Source organism: Bradyrhizobium sp. CB1717, from assembly GCF_029714325.1.
Classification (GTDB): domain Bacteria; phylum Pseudomonadota; class Alphaproteobacteria; order Rhizobiales; family Xanthobacteraceae; genus Bradyrhizobium.
Genome location: NZ_CP121666.1, coordinates 7,236,768 through 7,252,171, shown reverse-complemented (window position 1 = coordinate 7,252,171; position 15,404 = coordinate 7,236,768). Strand labels below are relative to the sequence as shown.

12 protein-coding genes and 1 tRNA gene are annotated in these 15,404 nt (G+C 63.9%); 6 read left to right on the top strand and 7 right to left on the bottom strand.

Annotation, left to right across the window (positions count from 1 at the left end; translation table 11 throughout):
• Nucleotides 1-81: 81 nt before the first annotated feature.
• From dxs to QA649_RS33860, 5 genes are all read right to left on the bottom strand, one after another.
• Nucleotides 82-2,010, bottom strand: coding sequence for a 1-deoxy-D-xylulose-5-phosphate synthase (gene dxs, locus QA649_RS33880; protein WP_283021029.1), 1,929 nt, complete (start codon nucleotides 2,008-2,010; stop codon nucleotides 82-84).
• A 585-nt stretch (nucleotides 2,011-2,595) separates the two neighbouring features.
• Nucleotides 2,596-2,847: an exodeoxyribonuclease VII small subunit gene (locus tag QA649_RS33875; protein WP_018648646.1), complete on the bottom strand. Its 252-nt coding sequence runs from the start codon at nucleotides 2,845-2,847 to the stop codon at nucleotides 2,596-2,598.
• Nucleotides 2,848-2,921: 74 nt separating this feature from the next.
• Complete coding sequence (locus QA649_RS33870; RefSeq protein WP_283021028.1) at nucleotides 2,922-3,851, bottom strand: histone deacetylase family protein; 930 nt, start codon at nucleotides 3,849-3,851, stop codon at nucleotides 2,922-2,924.
• 134 nt (nucleotides 3,852-3,985) lie between these two features.
• Nucleotides 3,986-5,641, bottom strand: a complete 1,656-nt coding sequence (locus QA649_RS33865; protein ID WP_283021027.1) for a bifunctional metallophosphatase/5'-nucleotidase — start codon at nucleotides 5,639-5,641, stop codon at nucleotides 3,986-3,988.
• Between the two features lie 200 nt (nucleotides 5,642-5,841).
• A complete protein-coding gene (locus tag QA649_RS33860) occupies nucleotides 5,842-6,600 on the bottom strand; it encodes an enoyl-CoA hydratase-related protein (RefSeq protein WP_283021026.1) in 759 nt (252 codons plus the stop codon).
• A gap of 311 nt (nucleotides 6,601-6,911) precedes the next feature.
• On the opposite strand from QA649_RS33860, the gene QA649_RS33855 reads away from it, so the two are divergent.
• A complete protein-coding gene (locus QA649_RS33855) occupies nucleotides 6,912-8,150 on the top strand; it encodes an MFS transporter (RefSeq protein ID WP_283021025.1) in 1,239 nt (412 codons plus the stop codon).
• A gap of 202 nt (nucleotides 8,151-8,352) precedes the next feature.
• Here the strand turns inward: QA649_RS33855 and QA649_RS33850 are convergent, their stop codons facing one another.
• Nucleotides 8,353-10,131 (bottom strand): acyl-CoA dehydrogenase, encoded by a 1,779-nt coding sequence (locus tag QA649_RS33850; RefSeq protein WP_283021024.1) that lies wholly within the window; start codon nucleotides 10,129-10,131, stop codon nucleotides 8,353-8,355.
• Between the two features lie 245 nt (nucleotides 10,132-10,376).
• Here QA649_RS33850 and QA649_RS33845 point away from each other — a divergent pair.
• Nucleotides 10,377-10,451 (top strand) — tRNA-Gln (locus QA649_RS33845).
• A 329-nt stretch (nucleotides 10,452-10,780) separates the two neighbouring features.
• Here QA649_RS33845 and QA649_RS33840 read toward each other — a convergent pair.
• Nucleotides 10,781-11,704: a LysR family transcriptional regulator gene (locus QA649_RS33840; RefSeq protein WP_283021023.1), complete on the bottom strand. Its 924-nt coding sequence runs from the start codon at nucleotides 11,702-11,704 to the stop codon at nucleotides 10,781-10,783.
• Between the two features lie 125 nt (nucleotides 11,705-11,829).
• On the opposite strand from QA649_RS33840, the gene QA649_RS33835 reads away from it, so the two are divergent.
• From QA649_RS33835 to QA649_RS33820, 4 genes are all read left to right on the top strand, one after another.
• Nucleotides 11,830-12,402 (top strand): flavodoxin family protein, encoded by a 573-nt coding sequence (locus QA649_RS33835; protein ID WP_283021022.1) that lies wholly within the window; start codon nucleotides 11,830-11,832, stop codon nucleotides 12,400-12,402.
• A 21-nt stretch (nucleotides 12,403-12,423) separates the two neighbouring features.
• The gene (locus tag QA649_RS33830) at nucleotides 12,424-13,116 is read left to right on the top strand and encodes a protein-disulfide isomerase (RefSeq protein WP_283021021.1); all 693 of its coding nucleotides are present in this window, start codon (nucleotides 12,424-12,426) and stop codon (nucleotides 13,114-13,116) included.
• A gap of 200 nt (nucleotides 13,117-13,316) precedes the next feature.
• Nucleotides 13,317-14,501 (top strand): ABC transporter substrate-binding protein, encoded by a 1,185-nt coding sequence (locus QA649_RS33825; protein WP_283021020.1) that lies wholly within the window; start codon nucleotides 13,317-13,319, stop codon nucleotides 14,499-14,501.
• Nucleotides 14,502-14,521: 20 nt separating this feature from the next.
• Complete coding sequence (locus tag QA649_RS33820) at nucleotides 14,522-15,394, top strand: branched-chain amino acid ABC transporter permease (protein WP_283021019.1); 873 nt, start codon at nucleotides 14,522-14,524, stop codon at nucleotides 15,392-15,394.
• The last annotated feature ends 10 nt before the right edge of the window (nucleotides 15,395-15,404 follow it).

Sequence of the window (15,404 nt, the reverse complement as noted above, 5' to 3'; positions counted from 1 at the left end):
TCGAGAACCCCCGAAGGGCGAAAGCCCTCACCCGACGCTTCGCGTCGACCTCTCCCGCAAGCGGGAGAGGTGAACTCACTATCAAGCCAGCTTGACCGTCTCGGCCTTCACGTCCTTGCCGAGCGCTTCGAACACCTTGGCGACGATGCCCTTGGCGTCGAGACCGGCGCGGCCGTACATCGCGGCGGGCGTGTCGTGGTCCTGGAACACGTCGGGCAGCACCATCGAACGGAACTTGACCATGCCGCTGTCGAGCGCGCCCTGATCGGTCAGGAACTGCGCGACATGCGAGCCGAAGCCGCCGACCGACCCTTCCTCGATCGTGATCAGGATCTCGTGGTCGCGGGCGAGCTTGAGCACCAGCTCGGTGTCGAGCGGCTTCATGAAGCGCGCATCCGCGATCGTGGTCGACAGGCCATGGGCGGCGAGCTCGTCGGCCGCCTTCTCGCATTCGGCGAGGCGTGTGCCGAAGGAGAGCAGGGCGATCTTGCTGCCCTGGCGGATCATGCGGCCCTTGCCGACCTCGAGCGGAATGCCGACTTCGGGCATCTCGATGCCGCGGCCTTCGCCGCGCGGATAGCGCAGCGAGCTCGGGCGGTCGTCGATCGCGACCTGCGTCGCCACCATGTGCACCAGCTCGGCCTCGTCCGCCGCCGCCATGATCACCATGTTGGGCAGACAGCCGAGATAGGCGTTGTCGAACGAGCCGGCATGCGTCGCGCCGTCGGCGCCGACGAGGCCGGCGCGGTCGATGGCGAAGCGCACGGGCAGGTTCTGGATCGCGACGTCATGCACGATCTGGTCGTAGCCGCGCTGCAGGAAGGTCGAGTAGATCGCGCAGAACGGCTTGTAGCCTTCGCTGGCAAGACCGGCGGCGAAGGTCACCGCGTGCTGCTCGGCGATGCCGACGTCGAAGGTGCGGTCCGGGAAGGCCTTGTTGAAGATGTCGACGCCAGTACCCGACGGCATCGCCGCGGTGATGGCGACGATCTTGTCGTCCTTCTGCGCTTCCTTGACGAGGCTCGCGCCGAACACGTTCTGATAGGCCGGCGCATTCGGCTTGGCCTTGGCTTGCGTGCCGGTCGCGACGTCGAACTTGACGACGGCATGGTACTTGTCGGCGGACGCTTCCGCCGGGCCGTAGCCCTTGCCCTTCTGGGTCACGACGTGGACCAGGATCGGGCCTTCCTCCATGTCGCGCACGTTCTTCAGCACGGGCAGGAGATGGTCGAGGTTATGGCCGTCGATCGGGCCGACGTAATAGAAGCCGAGCTCCTCGAACAGCGTGCCGCCGTCCATCATGAAGCCGCGCGAATATTCCTCGACGCGGTTGGCGCGGTTGGCGATGATCTTGGGCAGGCGCTTGTTGATCTGCTTGGCCGCCTCGCGCAGCGTGCGATAGGTCTTGCCGGAGTAGAGCCGCGACAGATAGGCGCTCATGGCGCCGACCGGCGGCGCGATCGACATGTCGTTGTCGTTGAGGATGACGATCAGGCGCGAGTTCATCGCACCGGCATTGTTCATGGCCTCATAGGCCATGCCGGCCGACATCGCACCGTCACCGATCACGGCAATAACGTTGTTCTTGCCGCCGGAGAGGTCGCGCGCCACGGCCATGCCGAGGCCGGCGGAGATCGAGGTCGAGGAATGCGCGGCGCCGAACGGATCGTAATCGCTCTCGCTGCGCTTGGTGAAACCGGACAGGCCGCCGCCGGTGCGCAGCGTGCGAATCCGGTCGCGCCGGCCGGTGAGAATCTTGTGCGGATAGGCCTGGTGGCCGACGTCCCAGATCAGGCGGTCGCGCGGCGTATCGAAGACATAATGGATCGCGGTGGTGAGCTCGACCACGCCGAGGCCCGCGCCGAAGTGACCGCCGGTCACCGAGACGGCGTCGATGGTCTCCTGCCGCAGCTCGTCGGCGACCTGGCGAACCTGCTCGATCTTGAGCTTGCGCAGGTCTTCCGGCGTCCGGATGGTGTCGAGAAGCGGCGTCTTACTGTATGCGTTCACGGCGATTTCCAATTTGTCAGCGCCGGAAGATCGTTCCGGTGCGCGATGGGTTTGCACAATATCGGCGCAGCGCGAGTCCTTAAACCGTCGGAGCCACCTGCATGGGGCAAGGCCCCGTCTTCAAGCTTAGGTGAGCTTAGGTGCGCTCCGGTTCAGTCTCTGTGATCCCTGTCACTTAGATCGGCTTCGTCCGTCCCAGCCAATTTCATTAGCAATTTGAAGCGCTTGTCGTTGGTAATCAGTGCCCACGCAAGGCTTACAAAAAGCCACACTCCGCGCAGCTTTACACCAAAGCTTGGGCCAAAGCCAACCCGCTGGGCCGATTACGGGCATGCACGTGCAACCCCCGGGCCAGAGTGGTTAATCGCGGCGCCGGCGGCCGGTTCCAGACTTGCCCCTGACGGGGCAGTATTTTTGGGCGGAAGCAACCGCTTTTTCGCCGGATTTGGCGGTCGGGTGGCCGTCCGGAGGGGGTTCCCAGATCCTTATCCCGGGTCGGCCCACCGCGTCCGAGGAATCCAGCGGCGTGCGATCATGAAAAAATGCAGACTTCAGATGCCCGGAACGGGGGCTTGGCCGTCGGCGCTACTGGACGTCGAGCGGTGCGGTTCCAGTGGGCTGGCCGCTGGCATCGGTGGTGATCTTATCGACGCGGGCCTCGGCCTGGCGCAACAGTTCCTCGCAGCGGCGCTTCAGGGCCTCGCCGCGCTCGTAGATCGTCACGGATTCCTCGAGCGGCACCTTGCCGTCCTCGAGCCGCTTCACGATCGTCTCAAGTTCCTCGATCGCGCGCTCGAAGGTGAGCCTGGAGACGTCGATTTGGGTATTTTCAGCCATATCCGTTTCCGATTGCCCGATTCGCTTTCCTCGGAGTGAAGGCGGGTTTTGCGGGCTTAATGTGGCGAGTGCTTTCAGGCGCCCATCAGGGCGCTGACATGCGCCGTAACAGATTCTTTCAGTCCTTGCAGGTCATAGCCGCCCTCGAGCACGGAGACAACGCGCCCCTCCGCAGACTTGTCGGCAAGGTCCATCAGCTTGCGCGTCACCCAGGCGTAGTCTTCGGCGCGCAGGTTCAGCGAGGCCAGCGGGTCGCGGTAATGCGCATCGAAGCCGGCCGAGATGATGAGCAGCTCGGGGCTGAATTTTTCGAGCTGCGGCAGGATCAGATTCTCGAACGCGGAACGGAATTCGGGGCCGCCGTCTTCTGACGCCAGCGGCGCGTTGACGATGGTGTCGTGGTCACCGCGTTCGCTCTTCGCGCCGGTGCCCGGAAACAGCGGCATCTGATGCGTCGAGCAGTACATCACGGTCGGATCCGACCAGAAGATATCCTGCGTGCCGTTGCCGTGGTGCACGTCGAAATCGACGATGGCCGCGCGCTTGATGCCGTATTTGCGCTGCGCATGGCGCGCGGCGATCGCGACATTGTCGAAGAAGCAGAATCCCATCGGCTTGCCGATCTCGGCGTGATGGCCTGGCGGGCGCACCGCGACGAAGGCGTTGCGGTGCTCGCCCGCCATCACGGCTTCGGTCGCCGCCACCGCACCGCCGACGCCGCGCATCACCGCTTCCCACGTGCCCGGGGACATCGAGGTGTCGCCGTCGATATAGACCTGGCCGCTGGTCGGCGCGATGTGGCGCAGCTCGGTGACGTAATGCTCGTTGTGGCACAGCGTGACGAGATCGAGATCGCCCTCCGGTGCCTGGTCGCGAACCAGGAACTGGAAGCGCTCATGCGACAGCGCTTCCTCCACGGCGCGCAGGCGGTCGGGCCGTTCGGGGTGTCCCGGCGGCGTGACGTGGTCGAGGCAGGCCTTGTGGGAAAGAAGAAGCGTGCTCATCAGGTCGGGCTCACTGGGAATGGGCTCTTGACGTCGCTTGACGCATCCGGCGCCAAAACGCAATGCCAAACCCAATCTATGCGCTTGGATGGGAATGGCAAAGGGTTGTCCCGTTCCGGCCCGTTTGATCCGGATCAATTCACGCGCAGGATGCGGCTCAGTGGCAGCGGTCCAATCGGCCCGTGCGCCCGGAAAAAGGCGAACAGCGCGTCGGCGTCGTAGCCGCCATATTGCGGCGCCGAGCCTTGCTTGGCGACCGTGAATCCGTCACCGCCGACGGCGAGATAGTCGTTGAGGGTAACGCGGTAGCCGCTGGCCTGCTCGATCGGCCTGCCGTTGAGCGTCATCTTCTCTGCCATCACGCGCTCGCCGAACGGCTTCGCGCTGTCCCAAGTGTAACTGAACCCGTTCGAGACCTGGAGGATCCGCTGCCGCTTCGGGTCGAGCCATTGTTGTTCCAGCATGTCCTTGAGCTGGCTGCCCGTGAGCGTCATGGTGACGAGGCGATTGCGAAACGGCTGGCTGGCGAAGGCATCGCCGAACGTTATCGCGCCGTTCTCCTTCGGAACGATATCGGTGCGGATGCCGCCGGGATTGGTGAGCGCGATGACGGCGCCGCCGTCCTTGGCGTCTCTGGTCGCTGCGAGCTGGGCGTCCGCGATGACATCGCCGAGCGCGCTTTCGCCGGCCTCGTTCGGAACGCGTGACAGCGTCTGCGTCACCGATCCGGCCGGCCGGTTGGCGATCGGCGCCGACAGCTTGTCATAGGCGTCGATCAATGCGGTCTGTTCGGGGTCCTTCGCGAGCGAGGCATTGGCGACGATGACGTTCTCGCCCCTGGCGCTGACGATGTCGCGGCTCGCCGGATCGAGCTTGAGGTCGATCGCCGTGACCAGCGTGCCGTATTTGTCGCCGCTGGTGACGAGCCGGCCGTCGATGTCGCAGACATAGGCACGGTGGGTGTGGCCGCTGACCACGACGTCGACGGCGCGATCGAACTTTTTCACGATGTCGACGATGGGCCCCGTAATGGCGGGGCATTCGTTGTAATCGCCTGCGGGCTCGCCGCCCTGGTGGATCAGCACCACGATCGCCTCGACGCCGCGCGCCTTCAGTTGCGGCACCAGCGCGTTCACCGTCTCGGCCTCGTCGCGGAATTCGAGCCCGGCAATGCCTGATGGCGAGACGATGCCCGCGGTCTCCTTCAGGGTCAGCCCGATGAAGGCGACGGGGATGCCCTCGAACTCCCTGATCTCGTAGGGCGGCAGCACGGTCTTGCCGGTCGCGGTCTCGATTGTGGAGGCCGCGAGATAATGGAATTTGGCGCCTAGGAAGGGATGCGGTCCCTGGCAGCCGTCGAGCGGATGGCAGCCGCCGTTCTGCATCCGCAAGAGCTCGGTCTTGCCCTCGTCGAATTCGTGATTGCCGACCGAGGTGATCGCAAGCCCCATCATCGAGAGCGACTCGATCGAGGGCTCGTCGTGGAACATCGCCGACAGGAACGGGCTCGCCCCGATCAAATCGCCGGCGGCAACGAAGATCGTGTTCTTGTGCCCTTCGCGCAACTGCTTGACCAGCGTCGCCATGTACTCGGCGCCGCCGGCCGCGACCATCACCTTCCTGGTCTTGTCTTCGGGATCATTGATGCGGATGCCGCCGGGCGGCGGCCGCAGATTGCCGTGGAAATCATTGATCGCGAGAATGCGCAGCTCGACGGGTGCGCCGGTCTGGGCAAAGGCGGGAAGGGCGCAGGTCAGCGCGAGTGCGGCGAGGATGGATCGGTATTGCATGGCATCGAGACTAGTCGTTCCGCACGAAGATTTCACGATGCTTTCTTCCTTCTCCCCTTGTGGGAGAAGGTGGCGCGAAGCGCCGGATGAGGGGTTGTCTCCGCGAGGTGAAGTTTGAGTTCGAGGAGAGAGACCTCTCACCCGTCTCGCCGCTAGCGCGGCGAGCCACCCTCTCCCACAAGGGGAGAGAGGAAGAGCCCTCACCGCTTCTTCCTGTTCGCAAATGCGTTGAACGCAGCCACGGCGTCGTCCGATTTCAGCCGGTCGCCGAACAGATGGGCCTCCTGGTCGATGCGGCGGGTCAATTCCTCCGGCGGGGTGCGCAGCAGTTTGCGCGAGGTCGCGACCGCCTCGGCCGGAAGCCGGCAGATCTCGCGTGCCACCTTGCGCGCCTCGACCTCGGTATGTCCCGGCGAGACCACGCTGTTGACGAAGCCGGCGGCTTCGGCTTGCGCGGCGGTGAAGGTCCGCCCCATCACCAGCATCGCGAAGGCGCGATGGTACCCCATCGTATTCGGCATCAGGAGGCTGGCCGCGCCGACCGGCACGAGCCCGAGATGGATATAGGGCGCGGAGAACGTCGCGGCTGTCGAGGCGAGCACGTAGTCGCAATGAAACAGCATCACGGTGCCCATGCCGATCGACGCACCATCAACGGCTGCGATGATCGGCTTGGTGTTGAGGGCGAGCGAATAGAGAAACTTGGCGCCGTTCGACAGCGTCTCCGGCCGCGCCGTGTCGGCATGGAGAAAATCGTCGATATCATCGCCGGCGGTGAACACGCCGGAGCCGCCGGTGATGATCATGCAGCGGATATCGGGATTGTTCTGCGCGGTGTCGATCGCGTGGCTCATCTCCCGGTACATGTCCTGGGTGATCGCGTTCTTCTTGCCCGGACGGCGCAGCGTGATCACGCGCGTTCCACGCTCTTCGGTGACGACGATATTGCCATTCGGCATAAGGACCCCCTGGGCTCGCCGCGACGCGTGACTTCGGCGAGTCTCGCAAACATCAGCCTACATCATCTTGCAGGCGTGCCAATCCGCCCGCGCGACCTTTTCGAAAGCTAGTCCGTGAGACCGGCGGATGACACCGCTGTCATGACTGTCTTCCGTCCGGGAGCCGCATCGCGTCAGATCGCGCCGGTTGTATTGTCTTGCACGCTCCATTGCGCATTGCAACAAATGGCTACAATGTTTTGTTTGAAAAACCAGTGGTTGTGAGGCACGATCGTGCCCTCTGCCGTTCCATTTGACCGATTGCTCGATTGATGATTGCCGCAACGAGCGTTGACGAATCTTCGCTGTCCTATCGCGGCTGGCGCGTCGTGCTGGCCTGCTTCCTGATGGCCTTCTTCATGTTCGGCTTCGGCCTTTACGGCCAGGGCGTCTATCTCGCCGAGCTCCAGCGTGCCCATGGCTGGCCGGGCACGCTGGTCTCCACGGCCAGCACCTTCTCTTTTCTGTTGACCTCCGTCCTCGTCATTTTCACCGACGATCTGCTTGCCCGCATCGGGCTGCGCGCGCTGATCCTGTGCGGGCTATCCGCGTTGGGCGCCTCGACCGTGCTGCTGGCGCTGATGCAGACGCCCTGGCAGCTTTATCTCGCCTATGCGCTGATGTCGGTCGGCTGGACCGGGATGGGCACCGTGGTGATCGCGACCGTGCTGAATTCCTGGTTCGACCGGCGCCGCGGCCTTGCGCTCAGCCTCGCCTTCAACGGCGCGACCTGCGGTGGCATCATCCTCGTTCCGCTGCTGCTCTCGCTCACCGGCCGCATCGGCTTCCGTTCGGCGATGCTGGCGGCAACGATCGTGATGGTGGTGCTGGTGCTGCCGGTGGTCCTCGGCTTCATCGCCTGGCCCGGGGGGGCATCATTGGCATCGCCTGGACGCTCCTCCGGTGCCGGCACAGCCGCGCCGGCCCAGTCGCGCAAGGCGCTGCTTGCCAATGCGGCGTTCTGGACCATGGTGCTGCCGATCGCGATCGCGCTGCTGGCGCAGATGGGATTCATCATCCACCAGGTGACGTTCCTCGAACCGCTGATCGGTCGCGCCAACGCTGGCCTTGCGGTGACCATCATGGCCGCGATGGCGGTGGTCGGGCGCCTGTCGCTCGGCCTGTTCGTCGACCGGCTCGATCCGCGGCTTGCCTGCGCGGCGTCGATGACGAGCCAGGCGGCCGCCCTCTTCGTGCTCTTGCAAAGCACGAATCCGACCGTGCTGCTGGCGTGCTGCGCCGTCTACGGCTTCTCGATCGGCAACATGATCACGTTTCCGCCTTTGATCATCCAGCGCGAGCTCGGCTCCGCCGCCTTTGCCGCCGCGATGGGATTGGGCACCTCGATCAGCGGCGTCGTCAGCGCCTTCGGCCCGGGCATCGTCGGCCTCGTGCGCAGCTTTACCGGCAACTATACGACGGCGTTTGCGATGTGCGTGCTGCTGGATCTGGTGGCGGCGGGAATCGTGCTGTGGCGGCCGGGAGGAGGGGCGAAGCTAGCGGCTTCGTAGCCGGGATGAGTTGCCGGGGAGCGCGCAACAATCTCGGCGTCGTCCCGGCGAAGGCCGGGACCCATAACCACAGGCAGTAGTTTGACGAGGACTGGTTGTTAAGCAGTCTTTCCGCGGGACTCCGATTTGATTTCTATCGATAAATCACGCGGTATGGGTCCCGGCCTTCGCCGGGACGACACCGTTTGTGCGGTGCGCCCCCTTACCCCAGCAACACCGCATCCGCCGCCGCGACCGACTCCGCGCTTTCCGTCACGGTGCGCTCGAGCGCGCCGGCCTGCACACTGATGTTCTCGGCGAAGAAACGCGCGAGCGAGACGTAGCGCGCGGCGTCGGTATTGCCGTCGGCTTTCGCGGCAAGCGCCTCGGAGGCCAGCATGCAGCCGCCGAGCGTCGAGCCGAACTGCTGCAGATAAGGCGTCGCGCCGGCCAGCGCCTCGTTGGGTGCCGAGGTGACGCGCTCCAGCAGCCACTTGCTGGTGCGCGTCAACGCCTCCAATGCCTCGCGCAGCTTGGTGCCGGTGGTGCCGAAGGCGGGATCGTTGGAGGCTTCGACCTGCTTCACGACGGTCGAGAGCTCGTCGAGCAGCGCCCACACGGCAGCGCCGCCATTGGCCGCCAGCTTGCGCGTGACCAGGTCGATCGCCTGGATGCCGTTGGTGCCTTCATAGATCGCGGTGATGCGCGCGTCGCGATAATGCTGCGCGGCGCCGGTCTCCTCGATGAAGCCCATGCCGCCATGCACCTGCACGCCGAGATAGGCGACCTCGTTGCCGATGTCGGTGGAATAGCCTTTGGCCATCGGCGTGAGCAGCGCCGCGCGCGCGGCGGCGTCGGCGCGCACCTTCGGATCCTTGGCGCGCAGGGAGACGTCGAGCGCGACGGCGGTGGCGTAGCAGATGGTACGCGCGGCGGCGGTCTGCGCCCGCATCCGCATCAGCATGCGCTTGACGTCGGGATGGACGAAGATCGCGTCCGAGCCTTCGCCCTTCTTGCCGACCGCGCGACCCTGCTTCCGCTCCTGCGCATAGGCGAGCGCCTGCTGATAGGCACGGTCGGCAACACCGACGCCCTCGAGGCCGACGCCGAGGCGGGCCTGGTTCATCATCGTGAACATGCAGCGCATGCCCTGGTTCTCTTCGCCGATCAGGAAACCGATCGCGCCGCCATGATCGCCCATGGTCATGGTGCAGGTGGGCGAGGCATGCATGCCGAGCTTGTGCTCGACGCCGCTGGCAAAAATGTCGTTGCGTGCTCCGAGCGAGCCGTCTGCATTGACCATGAATTTCGGTACGAGGAAGAGCGAGATCCCCTTGGTCCCCGCGGGCGCGTCGGGCAGGCGCGCCAGCACGAAATGCACGATGTTGTCGGTCATGTCGTGCTCGCCATAGGTGATGAAGATCTTCGTCCCCTTGATGCGATAGGTGCCGTCGGGCTGTTTCTCGGCGCGAGTGCGCAGCGCGCCGACATCGGAGCCGGCCTGCGGCTCGGTCAGCTGCATGGTGCCGGTCCACTCGCCGGAGATGAGCTTTTCGAGATAGATTTTCTTCAGCTCGTCGCTGCCATGCGCGTCCAGCGCCTCCATCGCCGACGCCGTCAGCAGCGGGCAGAGCCCGAAGGCGACGTTGGATGCGCTCCAGATCTCGGTGCAGGCGGCGTTGATCGCCATCGGCAGGCCCTGGCCGCCGAAATCCTCGGGCCCGGACACCGCGTTCCAGCCGCCCTCGGTCCAGCGCTTGTAGGCATCCGGCCAGCCCGGCGCGGTCGTGACCTTGCCGTTATCGAGCTTGATGCCGTGCTCGTCGCCGACCTTGTTGAGTGGCGCCAGCACGTCGGTTGCGAACTTGCCGGCTTCCTCCAGCACGGCGGCCACGATGTCGCCGTCGAAATCGCCGTAATGGCCGGCCGCCACGGCAGCCTTCAGGCCGGCGCCGTGGTTGAGCGACAGCAGCATGTCAGAGATCGGCGCGCGGTAGGTCATGGCTCACTCCCGTGGACAGGTTTGGCGCCGTATTCCCATGAAACGGGAGAGGTCTCAATGGGCGTGATACGGGACCGCATCGGGCTTTTGCGGGGCCTATAATTAAGGTGTGGTGCGACCGATCCCGGCTGCTGTGGTATTTTGCCCCTCCAGGCGGTTGAAATGCCGCGCCGCACCCTATAGACCGGCTGCGACCCGAGGGAATCTGCGGCAGCCAATTCTTCCGCCAGTTCCTGGTCGCCTGATGGGGCGTAGCCAAGCGGTAAGGCAGCGGATTTTGATTCCGCCATTCGGAGGTTCGATCCCTCCCGCCCCAGCCAGATTGCCTGCCCCGCCTGAAATCACTCACGCGACCGGCCTAGCTGGGGAGCTGCTGCACAGCTCTGCGACACACTCGCCAAGGATGAAGGCCGGAGCATTGCCGAGCTGTGCGCTATAGCTCAGGCTCACCACGTGAGCGAACGTGGGATCGCGGGCGACACGCTCGATCGCACATCGACACCTGCACAGAGACCGCCGATGCATTGCGGACCTTCACCGTCTCCCAGCCGAATCTCGCGTCTTTGACAGGAACTGCCAGTGTGCAGGTCAGAATGCCCATCATGTTCGGTACGTACATGGCAACGCCGTGTCGTGCGGATACGCGGTCTCAAGAGCTTCTGTCAGCGGCAGGCTTGATGCGCTGACGGTCGGTTTCGATCAGCAGATCGACGAAATGGCGCACCCGCGCGGGTCTGAAGCGGGCGGCGGGGTAGACCGCGTAGATTCCTCCTTCCGGGAGGGACCACTGCGGCAGGACGTGGATGAGCCGCCCTTCCGTGAGGTCGCGCTGGACCATGAAATCCGGCAACACGGTGACGCCGGCCCCGGCGAGAACGCAGGCATAGGCGGCCGGGGTCATATCCGCCATGACCGCCGCCCTGCCGGAGAGAGCGACCATTTTTTTCGCGTTCGAGAACGTCCAATCTAGCGGATGTTTGAGGACCCTGTTTCCGATCCATGGCCATTTCTTGAGGTCAGCGGGAGATTGCAGTTCGGGGGAACTGCGGGCCAAGGACGGTGCACAAACCAGCAGCTGGCGAAAACTGCCGAGCTTTTGCATTTGGTGCGTACTGTCGGTGAGCCAGCCCAACCGGATGGCGACATCGAAATCGGCGCTGACGAGGTCAACAAGGGCGTCGTCGAACTTCACCTCGACCTTGAGATGTGGGAAGCGCTGCAGAAAGGCTGCGATCGCGCGCGCCACCACCGTCTGACCATACTCGACCGGCGCGGTCACGGTGAGGGTGCCGGTCGGAATTGTCGTACCTTGAGAAGCTTCGCCGAAGGCCTCCTCCGCATCGCGCAGGATCACGACTGCCCGGTCATAGAGGCCTCGCCCCGTCTCCGTGAGTTGCAGCTTCCGTGTCGTGCGCTTGAGGAGGGTCGCTTGCAGCTCTTCCTCCAGCCGACTGACCTGATGGCTGACCACCGTCTTGGCAATGCCCAGACGCTCGGCAGCCGCCGTGAATGAGCCGGCCTCCACCACGGCAGTGAAATACGCAAGCCTGTTGAGGTTTGGCACGTCGCGCATGAGATTGTCCAATTCTAACGCACAATGTATCCAATCTGTCCTGATTTATCTACCTCGATCGGTCGCGTATCTCCAGGCCAGCGATGGGAACGACATCCCAACGGTGAGCAGAAGGAGTGCCAAAAGTGAGCAGGATCGCGATCGTTTTCTTCAGCGGGTATGGCCATACGGTCCGGCAAGCCGAGGCGGTGCGCGATGGCGCCCAATCCGTCGCCGGCACGGAGGTCACGATGATCCGGATCCCGGACACAGGCGAGATCGACGCGGCGGTCTTCGAGGATATCGCCGCCGCGAGCGCGATTGTCTACGGCAGCCAGACATACATGGGCGGCGCCCCCTGGCAATTTAAGCGCTTTGCCGATGCGAGCTCGAAGGCTTGGTTTGCGCAGCGGTGGAAGGACAAGCTGGCCGCCGGCTTCACCAACTCAGCTTCACTGAATGGCGATAAATCCTCGACGATGAACTACTTCTGGACCTTGTCGCAGCAGCATGGGCAGCTTTGGGTCGGCCCGGCGACAATGCCGGCAAACAAGCTCGCCAGCGGTCCGAACGACATCAACTGGTCGGGTGGCTTCACCGGCGCGTTCGCGACTTCGCCGTCCGATTCGTCGCCTGAGCAGGCTCCATTCGCGGGGGATCTCCAGACGGCGCACCTGCTGGGACGGCGCATCGCCGAACTCGCCAAGCGTTTCGCATGACTTGCATCGGGTGAGACGCACATGACGAAGGCAGTACAATTCCATTACTTTTTCGATCCTCTGTGCGGCTGGTGCTATGCAAGCGCCCCCGCGCTTGCGGCTCTCGACGGGGCTTATCCAGGCGCGGTGCAGATGATGCCCTCAGGGCTGTTTGCGGATGGCAATGCCCGCGCGGTCTCGTCCATGGCAGACCACGCCTGGCGCAACGATATGCGCATTTCCAAACTGGCCGGTCAGCGCTTCACCGAAGCCTATCGTGAGAATGTCCTTCTGAACCCTCGCGGCGTGTTCGATTCCGGTCCCGCGACGCGGGCTTTGGTCGCGCTCGGTGAGTTGTCGGCGACATTGGAGCCAGTTTTTCTGCATCAAGTTCAGCTCGCGCGTTACATCGAAGCACGCGATACGAGCCTGCCCGATGAAGTAGCTGCTGTCGCGATTGCCGTTGCGCGGGAGGCAAACTTTCTGCTGAAATCGACCGATTTCGCGCTTCGCCTCACCGAGGACGAAGAGCTCGCAGCGCGCGCCAATGAACGCATCGCCGAAACCCGGAAACTGATGGGCCGGCTCTCAAGCAGCGGCGTTCCGCAATTGCTCGTGAGCCGCGACGGACAAGCCGAGGTGATTCACGGCGCTCCCCTTTATTCGGGCGAGGACGAAGTGCTTCGCGCAGTCTCCGACGTGACGTCGCGTCTGACTGCCGCTTCTGGTGAATAGAAGGCGAAGGTCTCACGGCGGTGAGCGATTGGGAGTTTGCCCGCCATAAGAATTCGCTATGGCGGCAGACCGCAGTCGTGCTTCCCCCGCGAACGGCCCTAAATCTATTTTTTACCGTCGGCCGCGGCAAAAAATCCAAGAGCAAAGAGGGGCCGCGGGACTTCGCAGACGCACTAGTTTGGCAGCAACGGAGCGGGGAAATGACGATCGACTTGAGCCGACGGGGGTTCTGCATCGGAACCGCCCTGCTTGGATTCCAGACCATTTCCTCCGGTGTGCTCGCCCGGAGCGAGGACGGCACGGTCAAGCTGGGTCTCGTCGCGCCCATGAGCGGTCCCAACGCGCGCTACGGTTCCTTTTCGCTGCGCGGCGCGCAAATGGCGGCGAAGGAGATCAATGGCGCGGGCGGCGTCGGGGGCCGCAAGATCAACATCATGGCGGGCGACAGCCAGGGGACCCCGGTCGAGGGCGTCTCGGCAACCCGGCGGCTGATCGACCAGGACCAGGTCGATTTCATCATCGGCGACGTATCGAGCTCGGTCACGCTCGCGATGCAGCCCGTGGCCGAAGATGCCGGCGTGCTCCTGCTCAATGCTGCCTCGTCGAACCCGAAGATCACCTACAAGGCGGGCGTCGGCGGCTTCAAATGGACCTACCGCAACTATCCGACCGACGAGAACCGCGCCTTGATCGTGCTGCAATACGCCGCCGAGAAGAAGGGTTTTACCAAATACGCCGTGCTCTCCGTCGACACCGACTATGGGCGAGCGGCCATCGAGTTCACCAAGAAATACCTTCCTCGCTTCAAGAGCCAGATCCTGACGGAAGACTATTACAAGGAGGGCGAGGTCGATTTCCGCAGCGTGCTCTCCAAGATCCGCGATTCCGGCGCCCAGGCCATCATCATGTACGGCAACGCCGACAGCACGCCCATCGTCGGGCGCCAGATGATCGAGGTCGGGATCGCCGGCAAGATTCCCCTGATCGGGAATGCCGAGTTCAACACGGCAAGCACCATCAAGGCGGCGCCGAAAGCGCTGGAAGGAGCTATCGAGGCGGCGGCCTGGCTGCCGGCCTACGACTCCGAGAAGAGCAGGGCTTTCGTTGAAAAATTCACCGCCGAGTTCCGCGAGGCGCCCAACAACCACGCCTACGTGCACTGGGAGACCGTGCACCTGCTGGCCAAGGCGATCGAGCAGGCGCAGAGCATCGACCGCGAGAAGGTCCGCACCGCGCTCTCCAATATCCACTATGCGAGCGCGGTCGGCGAGGTGACCTTCGATGACCACAATCAGGCGCGCTTGCCGATGATCCTGCTCGAGATCGAGAACGGCAAGCCGGCCATCAAGGGAGCCTATTCGGCCGACATCGACTATCCCAAATAGGACGACGGGAACGGATCAACATGGTCTACACGGTCATCGAGCAGGTCGTTAACGGCATCGTATCCGGATCGGTCTATGCGATCGTTGCCGTCGGCATGACGATGATCTTCGGCGTGCTGCGTGCCATCAACTTCGCCCACGGCGAATACTATATGCTCGGCACCTTCGGGGCCTGGTTCGCGATCGACTATTTCGATCTGCCCTATCCGGTGGCGGTCGTGATCGGCGTGGTGGCGACGGCGGTGATCGCTGTCGTCGTCGGCAATTTCGTGATGCAGCGCATCGTGGGGGCACCTGCCGAAGCCGGCGTGCTGGCAACCCTGGGCGTCGCGCTGATCCTGCAGAACACGATCATCCTGGTGTTCGGCGGCAGCTACAAATTCTTCTCCGGCGGCTACATCGAACCGGTGACGCTGTTCGGCTTCACGCTGGCCGAGCAACGCATCTTGATCATCATTGTCGGCCTCATCGTATTCGTCGGCCTCGAGCTGATGGTCACCTACAGCCGGATCGGCAAGGCGATGCGCGCGGTGTCGCAGAATATCGAGTGCTGCGCTGTCGTCGGCATCGACGTCCGCCATGTCGCGCTGTGGACCTTCATCCTCGGTGCCGGCCTTGCGGCGCTGTCGGGTGTGCTGACGGCACCCGTGAATGTCAGCGTCTATGGCGGCATGGGCGAGCTCATCACCTTCAAGACGCTGCCGATCATCATCATGGGCGGGCTCGGCAATGTCCGCGGCACCTTCGTCGCGGCGATGATCCTCGGTATCGCGGAGAGCCTCGTCGCCACCTATGTCGGACTGCAGTTCCGCGACACCGTCGGCTTTGCGACCTTGATGCTGGTGCTGATGTGGCGTCCGCACGGGCTGTTCTCCGCGCAGGCGCGCTTCTGATCGCTGGGAT